This window comes from Verrucomicrobia bacterium S94 (genome assembly GCA_004299845.1).
In the GTDB taxonomy this organism is placed as follows: Bacteria; Verrucomicrobiota; Kiritimatiellia; order Kiritimatiellales; family Pontiellaceae; genus Pontiella.
On sequence record CP036201.1, the window covers coordinates 2,802,782 to 2,822,095 of the forward strand.

A 19,314-nucleotide genomic window follows, 5' to 3' on the forward strand; every position below is an offset into this window, starting at 1 on the left:
GGAGAGATACCCATGAAGAGCAGTGTTCTGTTATCCGCCCTCATTCTTTTTTCCGCCGCGGCCCTCACCGGGTGCAAAACCAAAGTCGAACGAATGGCCGCCGACGAACAGATGGATATTTCCGGCCGCTGGAACGACACCGATTCCCAGCTCGTTTCCCAGGAAATGATCGCCGATATTGCCAAACGCCCGTGGATCGAAGAATACACCGCGAAAAACGGCAGGAAACCGGTCGTGATCGTCGGCACCGTACGCAACCTCAGCTCCGAACACATCGAAACCGCTACCTTTGTGAAAGATCTTGAACGCGAACTGATTAACAACGGCCGCGTGACCTTTGTGGCCAATAATACGGAACGGGCCGAACTTCGCGATGAGCGCAAACAGCAGCAGACCTGGTCGCGCGAAGAAACCCAGAAACGCCTCGCCGCCGAAACCGGTGCGGACTACATGCTCCAGGGCAGCATCAAAACCATTATCGACTCCGAAGGCAAACGTTCCGTGAAATTCTATCAGGTGGATATGGAAATGATTCACCTCGAAACCAACGAAAAGGTTTGGATGGGCAGCAAAAAGATCAAGAAATACGTCAAAAAACGCTCGGTTAAATGGTAATCCTTTTTCGGAAAAGCAGTGTTTCGGCACTGCTTTTCCGATACTGACGCCGTGTTCCGTCCTCTGTCCATATTCCTGATCAGTCTCACGCTGCTGAGCGGCTGTACGTATCTGCGCACCGACAAAGGACACTATGCCGGAACAAAGGCGATGCTGGCGAAGGGCGACTACGCATCCGCCATCAGCAGAATCGAAGCCGCCAAAGAAAAATTCTACACGCACAAAGACCGGGTGGTCTACTATCTCGACACCGGCATGCTCTACCACTGGAACGGGCAGTACGAAAAGAGCAATGAACAGCTCGAAAAAGCCGAGCGCGCTATCGAGGCAAACTTCACCAGAAGCATCTCCCGCTCGGCCTCCTCTCTCATTCTCAACGACAACGCGCTTGCCTATGCCGGAGAGGATTATGAAGATATTTACCTCAACGCATTCAAAGCCCTCAACTATCTTGCCCTCGGCCGGAACGACGAGGCCTTTGTAGAAGTACGGCGCATCAACCTGAAGCTCGCGCAACTGGAGGATAAATATGACAGGATTGCGCAGAAACTGAACGAAGCCGAAGAAGCACACGAGGCATTCAGACCCGGAAAAAGCTATTTTCAGGAATCCGCCCTCGGTCGATACCTCAGCATGCTGCTCTACCGCAATGAAGGCCGCTGGGACGACGTCCGGATCGACCTCGATAAAATTTCACAGGGTTGGAAGCTTCAGCCCGATATCTACACCTTCAGCAAACCCGACTTTTCATTATCCACCGAACAGGTTGATCCGCCGGAAGCCCGTCTCAATGTTATCGCGTTCAGCGGAATCGGACCGGACAAAAAAGCGAGTTCGTTTTATGTTTATACGGAAGAAAACCTGATCGTTCTTGCCGGCTCCCAGGAGGACTATCTCGGCAAACAGAAAATTGAAGATCTCACTGTCATCCCCTGGATGGGCATAACGCCGGGCTACAATTTTAAATTCCAGCTGCCCCGAATGGAGAAACGCCCCTCCCAGGTAAACCATATCGAAGTTGAAATTGAAGATATCGGCTCTATCCCGCTCCAACGGCTGGAAAGTCTGGAAAACGCGGCCATCGAAACGTTCGGCGTCCGAAAACCGCTGATCTATCTGAAGACGCTGACCCGCGCCGTTGTCAAAGGACTTGCCACCCAGGCCGCCACCGAGCAGGCGACCGACAACATGGACAGCGGCCTCGCCTTCTTCACCCGTCTGGCCGCCACCGCGCTGGTCAACACAACCGAAAATGCCGATCTGCGGCTCTCGCGCTTTTTCCCGGCCGATGCCTCCATCCGGGAAGTTCACCTGCCGGAGGGCCTCTATAACATCCGGATCAAATACTACGACCATGCCGGCAAACTTCTTTTCACCGATGAAAGAAACGGAGTTTCCATTGAAGCCGGCAAACTGAATGTGCTTGAATCCGCTTATCTCAACTGAGGAGCACCATGAAGCCAAAACCGGGCAGCAGCATTTTTCGGAAAGAAAATACCATGGCGAAATACAGAACATTCACACCTCAACTGCTTCTCGTTTCTGCACTGCTCCTTGCTGCCGGCTGTATAACCGGAAGCCGTGAACCGGACTGGGTATCCAACCCGAAAAACGTCTATCCCGATTCAGAGTATCTGTCCGCCGTCGGAGCCGGTGATACCCGCCGTTCAGCTGAAAATGCGGCAGCGGCCAGTCTTGCCCGGATTTTCGAATCACATATTGAATCCGACGAACGCCTGCTGGACCAGACCTTTGAAACACAATCCAGCTTCGACCGCACCACCCGTTTTTCGTCCGACATCAATATCCTATCCTCCCAAACCCTTTACAACATCCAGTTTGCCGAGGCCTGGAAAGACAATCTCGGGCGCTACCATGCCGTCGCCTACCTCAACCGACGTGACACCGCCGAAATCTATCGCGATAAAATCAAAGAACAAACCGCCCGCGTTAATTTTCTCCGGGCCAGCGCGGAGCAGACCGGCCAGATCCTGAAAAAATACGCTACACTGCGTACCGCCAGCCGGCATGCGCTGGAAGCCGATAACCTTCTGCGTCAGCTGCAGGTCATCCACCCGCGTTCTGTGCCGGAGGTCACCCCCTCATACTCCCTGAACCAGCTCCGCAAAGCCCTGGCCGACACCGCCAAAGAAATCAAGGTGCAGATCAATGTCAAAGGCGATGAAAAAAACCGGATGAAGGCTACACTGCAGGAATTCATTACCCAATACGGCTTTGTGATCGGCAAACCGGCTGTACTGGATATTGAGGCGCATATTGAAGTCGACGATACCGGCGAGCGCGAACAGGGCCTTATTTTTGTACGCTACGAAATGCTGCTTCAGATTACCGATCCGGCCGGAAACGGCGTCGTCACAGTACGGGACAAAGGGCGCGAAGCCCATAAAACCATGGAGCAGGCCCGTACCCGCTCTTTCCGGACACTGGAAAGTTCCATCCGGGCCAACGGTGCACAGCGGCTGGATCTTTATTTCGATTCGCTCATTGATCAGCAATAGCAGCGCCAGCACCCGGTTATGGACGGGGAATTCCACTGCCGGGCATGAGCTGCACATTTTTCACCACTTTCGGAATGAGACCGATAGAGGCAAGCATGAAAATAATCAGTCCGGCAAATCCGATCAGGATCGCGTCGTAGTCCGTAAAACTCAGCCCCGCCAGCTTCCATTTTTCAGCCAGTGCATGCCATTCAATCAACCGGGAAACAACGAGACCCGAAAGCGCCATCCCCAGGTTGAAAAGCGTCATATTCACCGATGTTGAAAGTGATTTGTTCGTGGCGGGAATCAGGGCCATCACCTCCGAAGTGGTCGCCACACCGGCCATAGCCCCCACCAGACTGAAAACAAACGTGCATGCGAGTACATGCACAAAAATCGGCCAGGGCATCAGGTCACGCACCAGCATCGCCAGAATGGTGCCGGCGTAGGCCAGATGGGTAAACAGGAAAACCCGCTTGGTCCCGAAACGGTCAACCGCCCGTCCGCCCAGCGCACAGCCCGCCACATTGCCGGCCAGAAAAAAGTTTCCGGCCAGCATGATCTGCGCTTCCGTAAAACGGAATACATCTTTCTGCATCAGCCCGAAAACAATCGGAACCCCTGCGGTAAACAGTGTAATCAGAAAAAGATAGGCATTGAACTGCGGAAAACCGGGAATCCCCGAAACCTCTCTGCAGGCCTGAATGAACGACTTCTGTTTATGCGCTTCACCGTCCTCCCGCTCCAGCTCCGGAATACGGGCATACGTGAAATAGCGTAAAACATGCGCAACCAGAATCACACCGACCAGCGACTGAAATGCCCACATCGCCTGCGTCAGCTTCATCATACCGGCAACCGCCAGCGTGAAGAGAATGTTCACCACCATAAAAGTTACGCGCAGCCGCCCGAAAAAACGGCCGCGGATCGACGACGGAACGATCGGATTAAGCAGCGCGAACCAGCTGGCCCCCTGCAGGCTCCCGCCGATACAGAACAGCAGCAGAGACCCGACCACCATCACCATACCGGCCCGCATCCAGCCCGCCGCCAGCATCATGACCAGACTGAGCACAGTCATCACCTGCCCGATCAGCGCCAGTTTCAGCTTGCCCATGCGGTCCGAAAGAAAGGCAAACGGCAGCAGCAGAAACACACTGAACAGCGACGGCAGCGCAGACAGCGAAGCAAAAGAGGAACTGGAAAAACCCAGTTTGGTGAAATAGTTCAGGTAAAATCCGTTTTGAAAAAGGAATGCACTCAACATCCCCAGACACTGGGTCGTGATGATGATGCGGAATGCGCGGGTTCTCCGTTCGTCAGTAATCATAGAAATACCGAAATGATTTAAAGGGATAAGAGGTATTGGATTTTGACGGGGAAGTAAACTCCTCCATTAGGCCAATGCATAGAACCATGTTCAAATTTCAGTTTCCGGTTTCCACTTCGCCTCCTTTCCCCTATTTTCCAGTCCATGGAAGCAGGACTTTATATTGTAGGCACCCCGATCGGAAATCTTGGCGATATCTCGTTCCGGGCACTGGAAACGCTGAAAGAAGCCGATCTGATTGTGGCGGAGGATACCCGGCACACCCGCCGGCTGACCGACCGCTACGAAATTTCCACTCATATGATGAGCTGCCACAAATTCAACGAACACCAGCGCGCCGAACAGATTATCGAGCGTATACACGGCGGCGGGGCCGTGGCCATGGTCACGGATTCGGGAATGCCCTGTATTTCAGACCCGGGCTCGCGCGTTATTCTGCTCTGCCGCGAAGCCGGCATTCCCATCACCGCCGTTCCCGGTCCGGCGGCCGTCACGACCGCCGTCGCCCTCAGCGGATTCGGTGAAAAAGGGTTTATTTTTGCCGGTTTTCTACCGCACAAAAGCGGTGGACGAAAACGGGACCTGCTCAAATGGGCCGACGCCGATCTGCCGGTGGTACTCTACGAATCGCCCTACCGCCTGATCAAGGTACTGAATGAAATTGAGGAGTATCTCGGTGCAGACCGCACCGTCTTTGTGGGCCGGGAACTGACTAAAAAATTCGAGGAATGCACCTGCGGCACCCCGCAGGAAATCCGGACAGCGTATGAAAAACGAACCGTTAAAGGCGAATGTGTGGTAATCCTCCTGCCTGAAAAACGGTAAATCAAAACCGGCCCTTTTAATGCTTTTCATACCGGCACGGCTAGTAAAAAACGTGATTTCCCAACTATTCACGTTGAACTCGCCAACGACGGTAGATACTATCTGCACGGTTCGGAGATTTATGAGGGGTTAGATACATATGGGTTCGGGAACGAATGGCGACAACCTGACAGCGGCATATATTGACCACACGGCGGTAATCCGTGTGGAAGGACGCGGATCCTTTAAAATCAGCCCGCCGATGAAACAGTTTATCCATCAGGTGATGGACAAACATTCCGCCGAACGAATTCTGATTGATATGGCCGAATGTACCGGAATGGACAGTACCTTCATGGGCGTCGTGGCCGGACTCGCCTGTCTGATCAAAAGCAAACCCGAATATCAGTTCAAACTCGTAAACCTTTCCGACAAAAACAAAAAACTGCTCACCACCCTCGGCGTCGACCGCGTGGTGGATTATGCGCTCGCCTCCGATACGGTTGAAAACTGCACCATCTGCGGCAATGCGCAAACCCTGGAAGCTGATCCTTCCGACAAACTCGAAGCCGCAAAAACCACGCTGGAAGCCCACGAAAAACTCGTGGAAATCAATCCCGAAAATCTTCCGAAATTTAAATCCGTCCTCGAATTCCTCGAAGACGATGTCCGCGCCCTCGGCGGAAAATAGTCCTCGCTCTAATTTGCTTCAAACTCCACCTGGAAAAACCGATTACTTCCGGTCGCCGGAACCAGCAGTTCCATTTCCACCATTCCGTTGGTCACCGTCTGAGCCGTAATTTCCGGCACCGCATTCGTCCAGGTCTGAAGATTTTCCGAAACCAGCAGCCGGGAAGTCCCCTGCACCACCGACGACTGCCCATAGGACAACTTCAATGCATCCCGTCCGAACCGGTCTTTGGAGCGCGAATATTCAAGCACCGGATAATCCCCCGTCGTTGCCCACTCAGAAAACCCGACTAAATCCTCCGCTGTGTCAAGAACACGGAATTGAACCAGTACATCGTCCGCCGGTGCGGTATAGACATCCCCGGGCTGAGAAGCGCGCAATGTCACAGTTCCGGCCGAAGACGGCAGCGTATACACATGATCCAGCTCGCCGACATACCCCTCGCCGCTATCCACATACAGATACACCGGGAGTCCGCTGCTCGAATAGGTTCGCACGGTAAAATAACCAGGCACCGCCGCCGAATCGGGAATCGGCTCCACAAAAATATGCTGCACCCGCTCCGCAATCCGAAACGACCGGAGCACCGGGGACGCCGGCGCATACACCGCATTGCCGCCCTGCGACGCCACCACCTCTACTGTTCCCGTGCCGGAAAAATACAGGGTGCTGTTGGTCAGAGCCGCCGGGCCCGACACCGAAAAACTCACCGGCAGCCCGCTGTCCGCCTCCGCCGAAAGTTCCAGCGTCCGGAAATCGAGCTGCTGATGCGGAATCGGCTCAAACGTGATCGTCTGCAGCTCACCGCTTACTGCCGAACGGTTAATCACCCCTACCGCATCAAGATCAAATCCGGCACTGCCGAACGTTGGATAGGGATCAAAGATTGCATAGCCTTCGGAATCGAAACAATTCCCGTCGCCGACAATATCAATCAGCCTGACATAACTGACATGTTCAAAATCGAGAAAACCGATATTGTTGGTGAAATCCGCAACAAACTCCGTCGAAAATTCATGTATTCCGGAAGCAATGGTATTGGAGGTCGCAATGAGTTCACTCAGATCAAACGGCGTACCGACACCCTGCTTATAGCGACTGGCCAGCCCATAGATCAGGGTTGGATCCACATCACCATACGAATCGACCTTTTCCAGCGTAAGCGAATAATTCGGAAAGCGCACAAAGTGAATTCCGTCCGAAGATACCTCAACATAGGCCAGTTCCAGAAAAGTTGAACTGATCCCGTTTTCAAAGACGGCAAAATCGGCTCCGTCACCATCCGCGATACCCTGCGAAAATGTCAGCGTAATTTCGCCGCCGCTGCCCAGCCCCACGATATCATAGGAATCGCCGACCGCCGCCCCGAGCGCCTTTTCCGGGGTCTTCCAGGTCGGAGCCAGATTCGTTCCGCAGACGTAATCTGTATACCCGTCTGCCCAGAGCACGAACGAAGAGCTGTTCATCCCAATCCCATCATCAGCCGGATAAGTCAGAATCTCCTCCGCATCCACAAACTGAACCCCGCACAGCAATACCGCGAATATCCACTTTTTCATCCTTAAAACTCCATCATCATTGAACAGCGGAAGCTGCGGCCGGCCCCCGGATAATACACGCCGCCGTATGCCGAAGTGGCATAGATTTCATCCAGCAGATTGTCCATACCGATATGCAGCCGGACATGCGGGCTCATTCGGATGTCGGCCTGCAGACCAAGCAGGCCGTAGGCATCCATTTTCGCAGCCGCATTCGCCTCATCGTTTCCCTGATACTGCGCAGCCACATAGGACCAGGTCAGCGTCAGCCGCAGCCGCTCCACCGGATCAACCCAGCCGGAGACGACCCCGTGATACGGCGGCACAAGCGGAACCGTATTCCCCTCATATTCCCCATCGTCGAGTTTTGCCTCCTGAACCGTCCAGCGGGTATTCGCTCCGTACCACCCGCGATCCAGCGCCACTTCAAATTCCGTTCCCAGACGCTTCGTTCTGCCCAGATTCCGGTTCAGTTGCTGCACCTGGTCATAAACAATTTCATTATCCATAAACAACGCATAGGCCGACCACTGAAACCGCCACTGCTCATCCGCCCACCGGGCTCCCGTCACATACTGATCGCCCTCCTCCGGATCAAGTGCGGTATTCAGCGGCTCACTGAGCTCAAATTCATTATAGGCCGCGGCTTCATCAAGCGTAGGATAACGATAACTTCGGTCATAGCGGATCCAACCCTCAAGGTTCCGGTTAAATTTCCGGGTCAGGGAAAGCGTTGCGGCCCACCCCTCCTTTTTCACGGTTTCATCATAGGAGGTCAACGGATCGAGATCCGGATCAGGATTGTAGTCCGGATTCGGAATCTGCCCCCGGTTGGTATCAATGTAGGGCAGAATCTGACTGTCTATATAATCATCAAAATCATTATCGGTCGCCGCATGTTCATAACGCGCACCGCCTCCGAGAATCCAGCGATCGCGCAGTGTTTTCTGAGCAAAGACATACGGCTGAAGCGTTACCCGGCGGAAAGTCCCCTCCGAACTGGCATAATCGGGATCCGCCTGCAGATCGTTGGTATGATCCAGCGTATCGTACGACGCATCGATCCCGGTCAGTACAAAATGGTCGTTTCCTCCCAGTTTAATCCTCGGCCCCAGAGAAAATCCATATTGCAGATCATCCGCCGACCTTCCCGGCAGCTGCCATTCACCCTCTCTGCGGCCGGCCCCGAACGCCATTCGCGCTTCACCCCAGTTTCTGGACGTTTTCCAGATCAGTGAGGCCTGATGCTCAAGCGATTCCGAATATTCATCCCCGGAATAAAACGACTGCGTCGGATCCTCCATCATCTGCTCGTAGAGCAGCGGGCCGGGATACTGCTGATGGCTGTCCGTTTGCGACACCCGCAGCGAAACCATATCCGAATCGTTGACATACCAGGCCAGACTGCCGGTCAGCGTGGTCGCCCGCGACAGCGAATTCGAACGGAAACCATCGGATTCGTACGTATCGATCCCGACATAATAATCAAGCGGCCCCGCCGTTCCGCCGTGACCGATGTAGCCGCCGAGATAGCCGAACTCTCCCATCGTACCGCGCACCTGCGTTCCTGTATCCGCCCCGCGTTTGGTGGTAATACTGATAACCCCCGCCAACGCATTATCGCCATAAAGCACATTCTGCCCGCCGCGGATCACCTCAATCCGCTCGATATTCATCACCGGCAGACTCGCCCAGCCGGCCACGCCCATATCCGGACGGTTCATTTTATGCCCGTCCACCAGAATCAGCGTCCGCAGATGCGAATTCTCACCGAACCCGCGCATGGCAATCTGCCCGTCGTTCACATTGCCCGACGTACTGCGGATCAGAATATTGGCCTCATTCCGCAGAAGATCCGGCACGGAAACCGCACCGGATCCCTCAATGGTCTCCCGGTCAATCACCGTCACATCCGACGCCGTGTCCACCGGAACCAGGGCCAGTTCATCCTGCTGCCAGGCATAGACCGCAATCTTCTCCTCAGCCTCCGCAAACACGGAAACCGGAAGAATCAGCAGAACTATGCACAGCAGCCGGATACGCATGCTTTCGCCACCTCAACCGCGGAAAAAATATTTCCGGCGACGACGGAACCACACCAGCCCGCCGGCCCCCGCAACCATCAGCACCACCGAACTCGGTTCCGGAATGACAATCGAGGAAAGCGAACTTTCATAAGCCCCCCAGTCGGTCGAAATGACATGAATGGTATCGTCTTCATCAACCACAAATTTGCCCATGAAATCCGCACCGGATGTGGAGGCAATGTCATGGGTTTTCAGACCCGTCGCAATATCATAACTGGCCATTTCCTGACCGAATCCGGTGGTAATCACCATTTCACCGGTGGAAAGAAAATCAATACTGCTTCCTGTCACATTAACCACCGTAGTTGCATCCGAAAGATCCAGTCCGCCCGCAGACACATCGGCTGCATCAAAACGTACCACACCGTCACCGGTCTGCGCGGCATAATACAGATTGCCGTTCTCATCAAAGGTCAACCCGCCCGAAACATCACCGACATCGGCAATCTCCGTTACCGAACTTCCATCCAGACGATAGATACGCGTTCCGGAAGTCGTACCGGAAACCGGACTTCCGTTGGTAACCACCCCGAGATTCGCCGAAAAATAATAACTGCCGTTATAAACCGCCGCATCATAAACGGCATAAGTCGCTTCCCCCAACTGCGTGCCGCTGGTAAGAACCGGAGTTAAACCGCTGCCGTCAACACTTCCGATATTGGAAGGATACGGAGAGGCATAGGATAAGGTCTGCGAAATATGCAGCGATGAACCGACCATACCGAACGCCGTAATGTCAGCCGCACTCCCCACGTTCGCCAGAACCCCGGACGTTCCGCTCCCGAGATCATACGTACGCACCGTATCAAAATTACCGAAATACAACGTATCGCCCCCCAGTGCCATACCACTGTAAGTCGTGAAGGTCCCCCCCGAATTCATCAGTTCTGTAATCGACTGAGCCGGATGAGCCACAATCGGCGAAGCAAACAGACGGCCTGCACATAAAAGCGCGGCCGACAGCATTATAATTTTTTTCATTTCATCTCCTTATTCGCCCATAAATCGCGGGCAGGTTATCTGTTTTAAATAATACACTTCCGCCGGCACAAAAAAACGCCCGGGCACCGCCGGACGTCTGATCCATTGGGCCTCCTTTAATGCGAAAGAGTCCAACATCTTGAAGGCCTGAAAGTTCTGGCTTCGGGTATCCCCGTTACAGTTGCGCTACAGCGCCGGAATTTCACCGGACTTCCATCAGGTTCTTCACAATGAGCCGGAAACCTAAGGCCCGAAGCCCCCCCTGTCAAAATCAAACCGAACCCCGAACTGACAAATCGGAAAAATCAGCAAGATCAAACTATTTTTAAATGGATTGGAAAACTGAAGGAAGGAAACCGGAAACCAAAAACCTAAAACTTAAAACCTAAAACCTAACACCCCTTTTAAAGTTTTCAATTCACATTTCAGATTTCATTCAGCTTCCGCCAGCCCGCCGTCTCAATATACGGCAGACTCCGGTGACGCCCCGCACCCAGATTAAGAAACGCCGTCTGCAGCAGCATCAGCGGATCGCCATGCGAAACCAGCACAATGGTCTTTCCCGCAAACTGCTTTTCCAGCGACTCCACCACCGCCCACATCCGCCGCTGCACCGCAACCGAGCTCTCCGCCCCATGATACACCTGCGCCGGATCAAAAACATCCTGCTTCCAGGCCCGGGAATAATGTTCATGACGCTTCCCCTCCCAATCCCCGAAAAACCGCTCCCGCAGCCGCACATCAAAAACAATCTCCCCGCACCCCAGCTCCGCCCGGATAATCTCCGCCGTCTCCCGCGCACGCCGGAAATCCGAAGAAAAAATCAGCGTCTCCGCATCAAAATCCGACGCCGCCACACTCGCCCGCACCTGACGCCGCCCCTCCTCCGTCAAACCATACTCCACCGTCCCCACCGCCGGATCACTGACAATAATGCCCTCCACATTCGCCCGGCTCTGCCCATGACGAAATCCATAATAGATATTTTTCAACGCGTCCATGCACAGACTATGGCCAAATCCCCAATAATCAGCAACTCTTCCACGAATCAGGAAGTCATACCAAACGTTAAAACGATCCGGTATAAATTTGATCCCTCGCAGAGACGCTGAGGACGCAGAGAAATTCAGTCATAAAGGTTGAGTTATGACACAGTTGCTCTGCGCGGAATAACGCGGTCGTTAAGACCGGAATGTTTTAGTAAATGGTATCAGATCTTCGCTACGGATTTTCCGCTCGACGTATTCAACAACTCAAGCTTCAGCAACCCAACATAATTGCCCGGTTCAATCAAGCCCCGAGCCTTCGTATTCGCAATACAGCTTGGCCGGATCATCCCCGGCTTCTCCTTCAGCGCATAATCCTCGGATAGCACCTCATATTCGTACCGGCCATTCTCTTCGAGCACATCGACCCGGTCGCCCGTGCACGCCCCGTTCCTGCTTTTTCTTAGAACCATGCAGTTTCGGCAAAAAATTATGGTCGAGCTTCCTCAAATAGAGCGGCAGGCATAAAGTGCTCCAACTCCCAAATCATGCTAATCGGGCGATCGCCCTCATAGGAGAGCAGCTTGGAAGCTGGTCCGAGAAAAATAAACGGAGCCGCCTCGCCTTCCACTTGTTTTTCAACGCGTCCAAAAAATAAAATCGTATAGCCTCGTTCCTTGAAGTGAATATAGTTCTGTCCGGTCGATGAGATCTGGGTCGCCGTAGATTGACTCTCCCAATGCATCTGGTTACGACTGATCGGATAATCTTTGTAAAGTGTCGTCGGAGAGAAATCCTGCTCGACCTTTCTAAAAGTTACAAGGTGAGCATAAACCTTGAGTTCTTTATTGTGATAGACGCCGACTCCCATGGGCCCCGGTTTTTCTATGCTGTTTAACCGAAGCGCTGCCTTTATCTCATGCGAACCATAGGCGGCATGCAGTTTGAGGTCACAAGAGAACGGAAGGTCGATATCAAAAAACGGATACGGCTGATTCCTGCGGCGCCACTCCGAAATTTCAGCAGCATCCTGGACTACAGTTACGTTGCGGCTCCACTTTTCCAAAGAATCCGAAAAATTTCTAACCCCAACGTTTCCGCCTTTTTGTCCCCAGAACAAATAATGAAGCGATGTGCCGGAACAACCATATTTCTCTTCCGTCTCGCAGGCGACCCTGTTCTCCGCGATGTCCTCTACCATCTCAAGAAGCTTCGGATCCGATCTCAGAACCAAACGAGTGAGAGCCTTCCTAGCCACGACCAGATCAGGATCTTTTGGTGCTGGCAATCCTTTGGCAACGGCTTTCCACTCTGACCAGCTTTTCTTTTTCAATACGGCAATCGGCGACAGGCCCGTTTCATCAATAAAATTACCAAATGTGAGGGGCTTGTAATAATGGCAATCCCACGTCTGAATGGTCTCCGGAATAAAATTTTTCAGATCACTCAGCACCGTCTTGATCTTCTTCAGAATTCGTTCGCGGGCAATACGCTCGAGAATGATACTGCAACCCGCCGGTAAATTTGGGAAATCGTTTTCTATTTCACGATCGATTCGTTGCCTATTTCGAGAAAGAAGTGCGGTGAATTTTGTATCCAATCGGTATTTCCGATGCGTTTGCCCCACGAAATCGAGAACGGTTAAACAGTCCTTGCCAGGAGCATGGCGCAAACCCCGACCTAACTGTTGAAGAAATACGGTTAAACTCTCCGTTGGTCTCAAAAACAAAGCCATGTTCAACTCGGGAACATCCACGCCTTCACTCAAAACATCGACCGCAAACAGAAAGGATAAATCACCCTCTCTTAAAGAGCGCATACGTTGAGCACGTTCTTCTCTTCCCGTATCCCCTAGGATCACCGCCGAAGCAATTCCTGCATCATTAAAGCACTTTGCCATATAATGAGCATGCTTCCGGCCCGCGCAGAACCCAACGCCTTTGACCCCGCTCAAATCAGGCTGATACTTATGAATCGCTTGTAAAATCAGATCCACACGTTCCTTGGCACGAAAATCATCACCAGTATAAATATTTTCCAGCTCTCGTTTATCATACCTCCCGTTCCGCCAAAACCGTTCTTCATCCAAATCAATATTATCGGTGACCCCAAAATAGTGAAATGGACAGAGAAGTTTTTCTTCCAAAGCTTCGGGCAATCTGATTTCAGCGGAAAACCTGCCATCAAAATCGGGAAGAATTAAGGATCCATCCATTCGTTCAGGGGTCGCCGTAAGCCCAAGTAATATGTTCGGTTTTAAATGATCAAAAATCGGACGATAACTCGAAGCAACCCCGTGATGCGCTTCATCAACGATAACAAACCGGAAATAATCATCACCAAACTTCAGCCACGGTTTCCTCGATTTTAAACTCTGCACTGACGCAAAAACATGCTCCCACTCCGTTGGCTCTATCCCATCAACGAGAAGTTCTCCAAAATTCTGATCTCTGAGTACCGTTCTAAAGCAGGCCAGAGCCTGCTCGAGAATTTCCTTCCGATGAACCACAAATAAAAGACGCTCTTTCCGTCCTGTTTGCTCGCAGTACCGCTTATAGTCCAACGCTGAAACTACAGTTTTCCCAGTCCCTGTCGCCGCGACAACAAGGTTCCGCATCGAGCCATTTTGACGCGCCGCCGCCAGTGCCTCCAGGATTCGTTCCTGAAATGGACGAGGCGTAATCTCCGCAAAGAATTGTGGCCCGCCAGTGGCTCGCTGTTTAAAGCGGTTAATCGCACTTCTAAATCGATCGAAATCCTGTTTTCCCGCAAAAGGTTCAAATTCAGGGCTCTCCCAATACGCAGAAAAATCCGCGACGAAGCGTTCGAGAATATGCGGCATATCTTGCGCGGTAACTTTAACTGTCCACTCTAAACCTTGAGTCATCGCAGAATGCGACATATTAGCCGACCCGATATAAGCCGTAGAAAACCCACTATTCCGCACAAAATGATATGCCTTCGCGTGCAGTCGAGTGCCCCCCGTATCGTATGAAACTTTTATACTGATGTTATCTTGCTCCGACAACCACTCCAAAGCCACCGGATCGCTGGCTCCCATATAACTCGTTGAAATAATGCGGACAGGAATATTCTCTTTAGCGAGACGCTCGAACGCCGGCATCAGAAGCCGGAGCCCTGACCACTTGATAAACGAGATTAAAATATCAACCCGATCGGCAGTTAGCATTTCGGCACGAAGTTCGTGCTCCAAAGGAGGATCCATTCCCTGCCCCGTTAACAGAGCACTTGTCGAAAGGGGTGTTTTCGGGCGCGTAAATGCAACCGGAGAACTTTTGACCTCCGTCAACAGATTCTTATCATCAGCAAGAACCGCATGCCGTTGCACATAATCAAGCCCATCAGTTGCCGATAACAACTCAAGTAATCGATTGATAATATCAACGCGCTGATTTTTTTTTGCCACGCGCAAGGCTTTACCGAGAACCTGCCCCACGAACTGCGCATAAACTTGCGGAGCTTCTTCATCATCAATCTTCCGCAATACAGGTTTTAAATCCGGATGGGCATCAAGCAACTCACGCAGCTCTTCATCCAAAACCTGCTCATAAATTCCCAACGCCAAATTATGCATAAACAAGAACCTCTTTAACTAAGTGTTCAACAATTGGAATATCCGCCGGCGCCCATTTCAGCAGAGTCCACTCAGATGGGACGACCCACTTTGAATCTATGTGCTCTGTAAGCGAAATTAATGGCCGCTCAACGCACTCATGAAGAAACGGAGTTAACCGAATGGTTCCAAAATCATACTCATGAGTTGAATCAGGAAGACGTTTTAATTCTCCAACGGTCCACGAAAGCTCCTCTCGTATCTCTCGCCGCAATGCATCTTCTGCATTTTCACCCGGCTCCACTTTTCCACCGGGAAATTCCCAGAGCAACGACTGACTCTTCCCGACAGGCCTTTGCGCGGCAAAAAACAACCCTTTCCGATCAGCTAACACAAGACAAACTACATGGATCAACTTTTTCATCTTTCTGCAACCGTTATGCCACCAACTTCTCCCGATGTTGTTCTAAACAACCCTGATCGGGACAAAAGCGTTTGGGTTTCCTCAACGGCTTTCCCTCAAAAGCTGAAAACTGCGTTTTAAATGCCTCGTTGGTGTAAAACTCCTTCAACACCGGACTGAAGATCATACGGTAATCTTCATCGAATGAAATTAGGTGTTTGTCGAAGGCGGCATCATAGGTCGCCGATAAACACAAACCATTGTCTGGATTCATTCTAACTTTTTCATCTTCAGCCCAGCCAACGATATGACTCGCACGCAAAACTTCAGGAACATTCAAACCGGTAATGCAACACTCGTGATTATATTGCTCCAAAATCATTTTGCGGAAAAATCGCTGTCCGATCCGGGTCTTTACTTCACGTACGGCGTCTTTTCCCGCTTTGGTGTTCAAATCCAGATCCAGATCAGCAACCAACAGTTCTGCAGAATCAATGTCTTGCTCAGCCAGCTTCTCTCTGATCTCGCCCGGATTTTTCCGCCCATCTCGATAAATTTCCCACATTTTCTGTTCGTACAGATAGATCACTAAAAATTCGCGGTAACTTCTTAAAGCAGCGGAACAAAAATTCTGTTTCCAATAACTGGAGGGCTCCTCCCCATTAAAAATTCCATGTTGCCCGAGTTTCTGATGCTCCAGAACCAACTGATATAAGCTTTGAATATGTGCTGCAGATGAAATTTCCCAAACACTACTGGCGTTCAATTCTTTCGGAGCCTTCCGCCCGAGAATAGAATCTAAAAGGTCGATCGCCCGAATATACGACGATGCCCGATTACTCCCTTCGGCATTTTGCTCCTTAATGAAAACTGAAAACAAATCCCTGAAATTCACTGCCAACCCCTAAGGCTATGTTTAAGCAGCTTAGAGAAGCTCATCCCAATTTCCAAGGTTTGGAAATACTTTCTTTTGCGATGAATCAACACTGCTTCAATCGGAGCAAAAAAATTCCTGCAAATCAGCAATGTTATGCATTTACTGCTGACCAGGTGCCGCCCGAACCCCATTTTTAATTCACTTCGTTCGATAAGATATCCCCCTGCGAATCATCTTCTGCCCAATCTCGTTTTAGTACCTCTTGCGCATCTTTGTGACTAAACATTCTATAGTTGATTCCTGATTTCCTTGACGACACGTCGATAATATTGAGCCATATTGCGGGCTTCGGAGGCGTCACACACCTCAAGAATGTAGTCCTCGACATAACCGGATTCATGATATTCAGCCGTGCGCTCGTAATCCTCGGCACGGCATGTAAGCCCATCGATGATTTGACCCCAGTCATCCACTTCCAACGCAATAGTCACTTTCTTTTTCATCCGCACAGTTCTAGCGCAGATGGAAATGTCGGTCTACAGACTAGAAGTCTAATATTCCATTATTTTTCCAATTCGTATGGATATGAAAAAAGGGCCCTTGACAACACCCTTCATGCAAAATCAAAGAGGATCTGAGAGTACCTAACTCTGTGGCTTATCGCTCACGTTTGGTCCATCGACAATTGCTGCCGCACTATTGACCGACTTGACCAACTGAAGTATTCGGTGGATTCATCACGGCCATTGGAGGACATCGAAAACGGCCCTGTAAGAAATAGTTGTTATGACATCCGGAGCGCAATCTTGCTTCCGGAAACCGAAATCCAGTTAAACAAAGTCATCAACAGACATCAGTCTATGCAATGCCTTGTTCATCCAAATCTTGCTCATCAGTCATAAATGGGTTTGTAATCATAAAGATGGAACGAGCGAGGAGATACCAGACGAATACAGGTCCCAAAGCGGCTCCCCAGATAATCCGGGAACTCAGAGATATACCGGATTCCCCTAATACACGCGTCATGGCCTGAGTAAGCTGATCTTTGGTTATTCGGCGTCTAAGATAAGCCACAGTGAAGGGCCAGAGACTTGATGCTGTTTTAGCGGCAACGCCACCCGACGCCACATGGAGAGCATCAAATTCGGGTAACTGGTCAACTAAACGATCAAAGTTATCCTCTGTCACTTTTTCAAGTTCAGCTTCTGAATAGGTCGAAAAATCCACCATGGGATGATCACCAAAATATTCCTGCATTTCATGTGTGGTAAGAATTGGAATATCAGGATATCGCATCAAGGCATGCTCTATCAGCGAAGGATCAGCTGCTGCCTTTAGCGACACCGCTATTTCCTGCCCCGATTCAAGATTAGTAAAAACAATATCTGACCCGGGAAAAGTTCGATCCTCATGTAGCGCCGCAACAATTACATCACCATCAAAATTTTCCCTGTGTTCAATTAGCTGTTCAAACATCTCGCCTTTAACAAGATTTACATCACCAGCCAATTGATCTGGCGTACGTCCCTCAAAATAAGCCTGTATCTCCTCCACGGAAGCATCACCCAGCTGTTTAGAATAGGCCCGACGAATGGAATCGAGGAAAACATCCCCAAGCGGTCCATTCAACTGATCCGTATTTCCGCTAACCAACGTAGCCATAGCAGCAAAAGAAAACACCTCACCACGAATAGCTGGATCATAAACCGCTATCTCACCCATAAGCCAAGATTTGAGCCGACCTCCTACCAAACGAATATTCTTCGGATCACCAAGCTTCTTAATGAATTTCATTTGAAATTTGATCAACTTTTTGAACCTAGCAATTAAACGTCCTAACGCTCCCTGTGGGATCCGGAAACTACCCGCCCGTTGCACCTCTTCAAACCCTGTCCAGAAAAGCAGACCAACAAAGTTCGTAACGATTAGCTCAGACATGACCGTTACCGCAAAAGCTCCAGGAATCAGTGATAACAGAGCAAAGGCTCCATTAAGCAGCATGCGAAATATGTAAAGAATAATCACCGCAGTTCCTGCCAGAAGCCCAAAATACTTCCAGATATCGTTAACATCCTTGATCCGGATTCCAACATGTCTGGCCACGGAGAAAGCCATCCACGCCTCCAGAGCCATCGACACAAAAACACCGATCCCGAGCTTTCCCGGAAGTCCTGCAAGAACTGCATTTGCGATAGAAACTTGAGTAATAGTGGCAAGGATCTGACGCTCTGTATCGCTTTGAACCTGAAAAACCTTTTTGAACGGTTCGAATACAAAATCTCGAATAGATGCCGTTTCGAATAAGCGCTGAACAAGAGCTTTATTTTGGGAAAGCCACTCTTTGGCAACATCCGTATCTCGATATCTCTCGATACGTTTTTTCATGTCACCTGATACTTTTTGATGAATGCTTTCCAATTCACAGCAACCCCGACAAATGCCCTTTACTCACAAAGCATATAAGGTCATTGGCGAACGACACAATTAAATACTAACTTTTAGAGCCTACCCGCAAATCTAAGCCTCTCCGCCTTTTCCACCCTTCCCCCGCGCCCCCATCCCTATAACCCGGCAGAACGGCCCCGCTCGAATGACGGCGTTTCACGGCAAACTCTGCAGCTTTGCGAAAATCGTTTTCCAACCTTTATGGGAAAAGAAAATGAAGCTTTTTACAGGGCCGGGGTCCCTCCCTGCAGTCCGGTTGAATGATGTTGCGCACGCGCGCCCGATGGGGCATCGGGCCTACAGTCATGGGAAAAACCGTTCTGCAGGCCACGGATGTGACCCAAACAGAATTCCCGGTATCGAAACGATGCAGAATGCCCCTAAATTAAACATGATACCAGCCGGTAAGTGCCGCTGTTCCGGCGATTTCGGGGTTTGGTCGTACCGCAGGCGGCTCGCCTGCTGATCCATCGGATGGTCTG

16 protein-coding genes and 1 riboswitch are annotated in these 19,314 nt (G+C 51.1%); of the genes, 5 read left to right on the forward strand and 11 right to left on the reverse strand.

Features of this window, described 5'->3' with window-relative positions; translation table 11 throughout:
- The first annotated feature begins 12 nt into the window (after positions 1-12).
- The 3 genes from EGM51_12270 to EGM51_12280 are packed head-to-tail and all read left to right on the forward strand — an operon-like array spanning position 13 to position 3,134.
- Positions 13-615, forward strand: a complete 603-nt coding sequence (locus EGM51_12270) for a penicillin-binding protein activator LpoB (protein ID QBG48132.1) — start codon at positions 13-15, stop codon at positions 613-615.
- 18 nt (positions 616-633) lie between these two features.
- Complete coding sequence (locus EGM51_12275) at positions 634-2,061, forward strand: hypothetical protein (protein QBG48133.1); 1,428 nt, start codon at positions 634-636, stop codon at positions 2,059-2,061.
- A gap of 8 nt (positions 2,062-2,069) precedes the next feature.
- Entirely contained in the window at positions 2,070-3,134 is a 1,065-nt protein-coding gene (locus EGM51_12280) for a hypothetical protein (GenBank protein ID QBG48134.1), read from the forward strand.
- A gap of 16 nt (positions 3,135-3,150) precedes the next feature.
- Here the strand turns inward: EGM51_12280 and EGM51_12285 are convergent, their stop codons facing one another.
- Positions 3,151-4,446: an MFS transporter gene (locus EGM51_12285; protein ID QBG48135.1), complete on the reverse strand. Its 1,296-nt coding sequence runs from the start codon at positions 4,444-4,446 to the stop codon at positions 3,151-3,153.
- 144 nt (positions 4,447-4,590) lie between these two features.
- On the opposite strand from EGM51_12285, the gene rsmI reads away from it, so the two are divergent.
- Positions 4,591-5,271 (forward strand): 16S rRNA (cytidine(1402)-2'-O)-methyltransferase, encoded by a 681-nt coding sequence (rsmI, locus tag EGM51_12290; protein ID QBG48136.1) that lies wholly within the window; start codon positions 4,591-4,593, stop codon positions 5,269-5,271.
- 139 nt (positions 5,272-5,410) lie between these two features.
- Positions 5,411-5,941: an anti-sigma factor antagonist gene (locus tag EGM51_12295; protein QBG48137.1), complete on the forward strand. Its 531-nt coding sequence runs from the start codon at positions 5,411-5,413 to the stop codon at positions 5,939-5,941.
- Between the two features lie 8 nt (positions 5,942-5,949).
- On the opposite strand, the gene EGM51_12300 is transcribed toward EGM51_12295, so the two are convergent.
- From EGM51_12300 to EGM51_12345, 10 genes are all read right to left on the reverse strand, one after another.
- Positions 5,950-7,500, reverse strand: a complete 1,551-nt coding sequence (locus tag EGM51_12300) for a hypothetical protein (GenBank protein ID QBG48138.1) — start codon at positions 7,498-7,500, stop codon at positions 5,950-5,952.
- Positions 7,501-7,502: 2 nt separating this feature from the next.
- Positions 7,503-9,524, reverse strand: coding sequence for a TonB-dependent receptor (locus EGM51_12305; GenBank protein QBG48139.1), 2,022 nt, complete (start codon positions 9,522-9,524; stop codon positions 7,503-7,505).
- A gap of 12 nt (positions 9,525-9,536) precedes the next feature.
- Complete coding sequence (locus tag EGM51_12310; GenBank protein ID QBG48140.1) at positions 9,537-10,547, reverse strand: PEP-CTERM sorting domain-containing protein; 1,011 nt, start codon at positions 10,545-10,547, stop codon at positions 9,537-9,539.
- A 126-nt stretch (positions 10,548-10,673) separates the two neighbouring features.
- Positions 10,674-10,823: riboswitch (cobalamin riboswitch) on the reverse strand.
- Positions 10,824-10,972: 149 nt separating this feature from the next.
- The gene (locus EGM51_12315; GenBank protein ID QBG48141.1) at positions 10,973-11,548 is read right to left on the reverse strand and encodes a histidine phosphatase family protein; all 576 of its coding nucleotides are present in this window, start codon (positions 11,546-11,548) and stop codon (positions 10,973-10,975) included.
- Positions 11,549-11,757: 209 nt separating this feature from the next.
- Positions 11,758-12,006: a hypothetical protein gene (locus EGM51_12320; protein ID QBG48142.1), complete on the reverse strand. Its 249-nt coding sequence runs from the start codon at positions 12,004-12,006 to the stop codon at positions 11,758-11,760.
- 17 nt (positions 12,007-12,023) lie between these two features.
- Positions 12,024-15,128 (reverse strand): DUF3427 domain-containing protein, encoded by a 3,105-nt coding sequence (locus EGM51_12325; GenBank protein ID QBG48143.1) that lies wholly within the window; start codon positions 15,126-15,128, stop codon positions 12,024-12,026.
- Positions 15,121-15,531 carry a (deoxy)nucleoside triphosphate pyrophosphohydrolase gene (locus tag EGM51_12330; protein QBG48144.1) on the reverse strand — a complete coding sequence of 137 codons (411 nt, stop codon included), beginning with the start codon at positions 15,529-15,531 and terminating at the stop codon, positions 15,121-15,123. The genes EGM51_12325 and EGM51_12330 overlap by 8 nt, the downstream gene beginning before the upstream one ends.
- A 13-nt stretch (positions 15,532-15,544) precedes the next feature.
- On the reverse strand, positions 15,545-16,405 hold the full coding sequence (locus EGM51_12335; protein ID QBG48145.1) for an HNH endonuclease: 861 nt from the start codon (positions 16,403-16,405) through the stop codon (positions 15,545-15,547).
- Between the two features lie 269 nt (positions 16,406-16,674).
- Positions 16,675-16,878, reverse strand: a complete 204-nt coding sequence (locus tag EGM51_12340) for a hypothetical protein (protein ID QBG48146.1) — start codon at positions 16,876-16,878, stop codon at positions 16,675-16,677.
- A 367-nt stretch (positions 16,879-17,245) separates the two neighbouring features.
- Positions 17,246-18,772, reverse strand: a complete 1,527-nt coding sequence (locus EGM51_12345) for a hypothetical protein (protein QBG48147.1) — start codon at positions 18,770-18,772, stop codon at positions 17,246-17,248.
- Between the last annotated feature and the right edge of the window lie 542 nt (positions 18,773-19,314).